Source organism: Pseudomonas sp. AGC41, from assembly GCF_057334555.1.
Window position 1 is genome coordinate 1 of the sequence record NZ_JBHFJB010000060.1, and the last position, 4,287, is coordinate 4,287.

Consider the following 4,287-nt stretch of genomic DNA (forward strand, 5'->3'; position numbering starts at 1 on the left):
CATGGACCTGTCCCAGCGCCGCGCGCAGAGCGTGGCGACCTACCTGACGTCCCAAGGCGTCAGCGGTGCCAACCTCTCAGCCCGTGGCGCCGGCCCTGACAACCCGGTGGCGAGCAACGCCGATGTCAATGGCCGTGCGCAAAACCGTCGGGTCGAAGTCAACCTCAAGGCGATTCCGGGGCAGCAGTACCAGGCGCCGCAGCAGCAGGGGCAGACTTACCAGCAATATCCATAAGCGCTGGGCGCTATGGAAACGGGGGCATGGAAACATGGCCCCCTTTGTGACTGACGTTCGGTCTTCTGTGGCGAGGGAGCTTGCTCTCGCTGGGCAGCGAAGCGGCCCCCAGACCATTCACCTCAATCCTCCAGATACACCGCATTGGCCGGTTCCGGGCCTGCTGCGCATGCCAGCGGGAGCAAGCTCCCTCGCCACAGGGAAGCAAATCGCGGTAGAAAAAAATCGAAAAAAAGCCCGCCCGATCATGCGATCGGGCGAGCTTTTTGGTGTTGCTGGAAAATTACTTCTTCAGACCGTAATGCTCATCCAGCATCCCCGGGGAGTTCGGGGCCTTGGGGGCGTAGTCCCGTGGCGGTTCCTGGATCCCTTTGGGCGGGGTCAGGCGCTCCCGTGGCGTCTGCGCCGTGTCGGCTTGCAGGGCGGCCAGCAGGCGCTGGCGCGTCTGCTCGTCCAGGGCCAGGCGGTTGGCGCCCTCGGACAGATGATCCTGGACTTCCTGGTAGCTCTGGGTGAGCTTTTTCACCAGGGAAGCGGTGCTGTTGAAGTGGGTCACCACTTCATTCTGGTAACTGTCGAAACGTTCCTGGATGTCGTCGAGCTGACGTTGGGTGCTGTTGGGCACCGCGTTAGGCAGCAGTCGGGCAATCAGGAAACCAATGGCGACACCGGCAACCAGGGCAAGAGTCGGCAAAAGCCAAACTAAGAGCGAGTGTTCCACGAGTCCTTCCTCTATAAACGGCTTTGCTTTACGTTAACGGCTCGGACCTGCGCTGTATACCGCGAAGAACATCGCAATCATGCCAGGCACAGACTTTTAGCTAGACGAGTCGACCCTATTCGGGGTCACGGAGTTCTTTCCCTTGCTTATGCGCGAAACCCCTGTAGTCATCGATGGCCCGGTCGGCCAACTGGAAGCCTTGTACCTGGACAGCGAAGGGCCCCGTGGCCTGGCGCTGATCTGCCATCCCAACCCGGTACAGGGCGGGACCATGCTCAACAAAGTGGTCTCGACCCTGCAACGCACCGCCCGCGACGCCGGCCTGGTTACGTTGCGTTTCAATTATCGCGGCGTCGGCGCCAGTGCCGGCAGCCATGACATGGGCACCGGCGAAGTGGACGATGCCCAGGCCGCGGCCGCCTGGTTGCTGGAAAAATACCCGGACCTGCCGCTGACCCTGTTTGGTTTTTCCTTCGGCGGCTTCGTCGCCGCCACCCTTGGCGGACGCCTGGAAGCCCAAGGCCAGGCGCTCAAGCACCTGTTCATGGTTGCTCCGGCGGTCATGCGCCTGGATGCGCAAGCGCCCCTGCCGACCAGCGGCGAACTGACCGTGATCCAGCCGGAAACCGACGAAGTGGTCGATCCCGAACTTGTCTACACATGGTCCGACGCGCTCCAGCGCCCCCATGAGCTGCTGAAAGTGGCAGAATGCGGACACTTTTTTCATGGCAAGCTGACTGATCTCAAGGATCTGCTCCTGCCGCGCCTCTCGAATTGACAGCAGTCTGACAAGCGATAACCCATGACGACTCGTACCCGTATCCTGACCGGCATCACCACCACCGGCACCCCGCACCTGGGCAATTACGCCGGCGCCATCCGTCCGGCGATCCTCGCCAGCCGCGAAAGCAATGCCGATTCGTTCTATTTCCTGGCCGATTACCACGCCCTGATCAAATGTGATGAACCGCTACGCATCCAGCGCTCGCGCCTGGAAATCGCCGCGACCTGGCTGGCCGGTGGCCTGGACGTGGACCGCGTGACGTTCTATCGCCAGTCCGATATTCCCGAAATCCCGGAACTGACCTGGCTGCTGACCTGCGTCGCCGCCAAGGGCCTGCTCAACCGTGCCCACGCCTACAAGGCGTCGGTGGACAAGAACGTCGAGACCGGCGAAGACCCGGACGCCGGCGTCACCATGGGACTCTACAGCTACCCGATCCTCATGGCAGCCGACATCCTGATGTTCAACGCCCACAAGGTGCCGGTCGGTCGTGACCAGATCCAGCACGTGGAAATGGCGCGGGACATCGGTCAGCGCTTCAACCACCTGTTCGGCAAGGGCAGGGAGTTCTTCACCATGCCCGAGGCGCTGATCGAGGAAAGCGTCGCCACGCTGCCGGGCCTCGATGGCCGCAAGATGTCCAAGAGCTACGACAACACCATTCCGTTGTTCAGCAGCGCCAAGGACATGAAGGACGCGATCTCGCGGATCGTCACCGACTCGCGCGCGCCGGGCGAAGCCAAGGACCCGGACAACTCGCACCTGTTCACGCTGTTCCAGGCCTTCGCCACGGCCGAGCAGTGCGCCGCGTTCCGTAGCGAATTGCTTCAAGGCCTGGGTTGGGGCGAGGCGAAAAATCGTCTGTTCCAACTGCTCGACGACCAATTGGGTGAAGCGCGCGAGCGGTACCACCAGTTGATCGAACGCCCTGCCGACCTTGAAGACATCCTGCAACTGGGCGCGAAAAAAGCCCGGGCCGTAGCAACGCCGTTCCTTAATGAACTGCGCGAGGCAGTTGGCCTGCGATCCTTCGTCAGCCAGGTGCAAGTAGCGACGCAGACCAAAAAGAAAGCGGCCAAGGCAGCACGCTTCGTCAGCTTCCGCGACGATGACGGCAGTTTCCGCTTCCGCCTGCTTTCTGCCGATGGCGAGCAGTTGTTGCTTTCGAACAACTTCGCCGACGGCAAGGCTGCCGGTCAGGTGACCAAGCAATTGCAATCCGGCCAGCCCTTGGACGTACGCAGCGATGAACTGAGTTTCAGCGTCTGGCTCGACGGCGAATGCGTGGCCCACAGCCCGGCCTTTGGCGACAGTGCCGCCCGAGAGGCGGCCATCGATGCGTTGCGCGTGGCACTGACGCCTGCCCAGGATTGATTGAAGGCGTTCCCGACCATCGGCCCGAATAAGGGCCGATTGCCATTCCTCTGGGCCATCGCTACAGTGACGGCCCGTTTTTGTTGCCTTGCTAACGAATATGACGCCTCTAGAACGATATCAAGCTGATCTGAAACGCCCGGAATTCTTCCACGACGCAGCCCAGGAAACGGCCGTGCGGCACTTGCAGCGCCTGTACGACGACCTGGTCGCCGCGTCGAACAACAAGCCGGGCTTGTTGGGCAAACTGTTCGGCAAAAAGGACCAGACGCCGGTCAAGGGTCTGTACTTCTGGGGTGGTGTCGGTCGTGGCAAGACTTACCTGGTGGATACCTTCTTCGAAGCGCTGCCGTTCAAGGAAAAGACCCGGACGCACTTCCACCGCTTCATGAAGCGCGTGCACGAAGAAATGAAGACCCTGGGCGGCGAAAAGAACCCGTTGACCATCATTGCCAAGCGCTTCGCCGCCGAGACTCGGGTGATCTGCTTCGATGAGTTTTTCGTTTCCGATATCACCGACGCGATGATCCTTGGCACGCTGATGGAAGAGCTGTTCAAGAACGGCGTGACCCTGGTCGCCACCTCGAACATCGTCCCCGACGGCTTGTACAAGGACGGTCTGCAACGGGCGCGCTTCCTGCCGGCGATCAAGCTGATCAAGGAGCACACCGAAGTCGTCAACGTCGACAGCGGCGTGGACTATCGCCTGCGTCACCTTGAGCAAGCGGAGCTGTTCCATTTCCCGCTGGATGCCGCCGCCGAAGAAAGCCTGCGCAAGAGCTTCCGCGCCTTGACGCCGGAATGCACCCAGGCGGTGGAGAACGATGTGCTGATCATCGAGAATCGCGAAATCCGCGCGATCCGCACCTGCGACGACGTGGCCTGGTTCGACTTCCGTGAACTGTGCGACGGCCCCCGCAGCCAGAACGACTACATCGAGCTGGGCAAGATCTTCCACGCCGTACTGCTCAGCGGCGTCGAGCAGATGAGCGTCACCACCGATGACATCGCCCGCCGTTTCATCAACATGGTCGACGAATTCTACGACCGCAACGTAAAGCTGATCATCTCGGCTGAAGTCGAGCTCAAGGACCTCTACACCGGCGGTCGCCTGAACTTCGAATTCCAGCGGACCCTCAGCCGCCTGCTGGAAATGCAATCCCACGAATTCCT

Annotated in this window: 5 protein-coding genes; 4 read left to right on the forward strand and 1 reads right to left on the reverse strand. The window is 61.2% G+C overall.

Going from position 1 to position 4,287, the window contains the following annotated elements; genetic code table 11:
- Positions 1 to 235 (forward strand): OmpA family protein (locus ACE04F_RS11395; RefSeq protein WP_486106744.1); only part of this gene is annotated, 235 nt, incomplete at its 5' end.
- A gap of 283 nt (positions 236 to 518) precedes the next feature.
- Here ACE04F_RS11395 and ACE04F_RS11400 read toward each other — a convergent pair.
- The gene (locus tag ACE04F_RS11400; RefSeq protein WP_305496666.1) at positions 519 to 956 is read right to left on the reverse strand and encodes a Z-ring associated ZapG family protein; all 438 of its coding nucleotides are present in this window, start codon (positions 954 to 956) and stop codon (positions 519 to 521) included.
- Between the two features lie 148 nt (positions 957 to 1,104).
- Between ACE04F_RS11400 and ACE04F_RS11405 the strand changes: the two genes are divergently transcribed.
- The 3 genes from ACE04F_RS11405 to zapE form a co-directional block, all read left to right on the forward strand.
- Positions 1,105 to 1,734, forward strand: a complete 630-nt coding sequence (locus ACE04F_RS11405) for an alpha/beta hydrolase (protein WP_486106768.1) — start codon at positions 1,105 to 1,107, stop codon at positions 1,732 to 1,734.
- Positions 1,735 to 1,758: 24 nt separating this feature from the next.
- Entirely contained in the window at positions 1,759 to 3,114 is a 1,356-nt protein-coding gene (locus ACE04F_RS11410) for a tryptophan--tRNA ligase (RefSeq protein ID WP_486106746.1), read from the forward strand.
- A 100-nt stretch (positions 3,115 to 3,214) separates the two neighbouring features.
- Positions 3,215 to 4,287: cell division protein ZapE (gene zapE / locus ACE04F_RS11415; protein ID WP_486106748.1), on the forward strand; the 1,073-nt coding region annotated here is incomplete at its 3' end.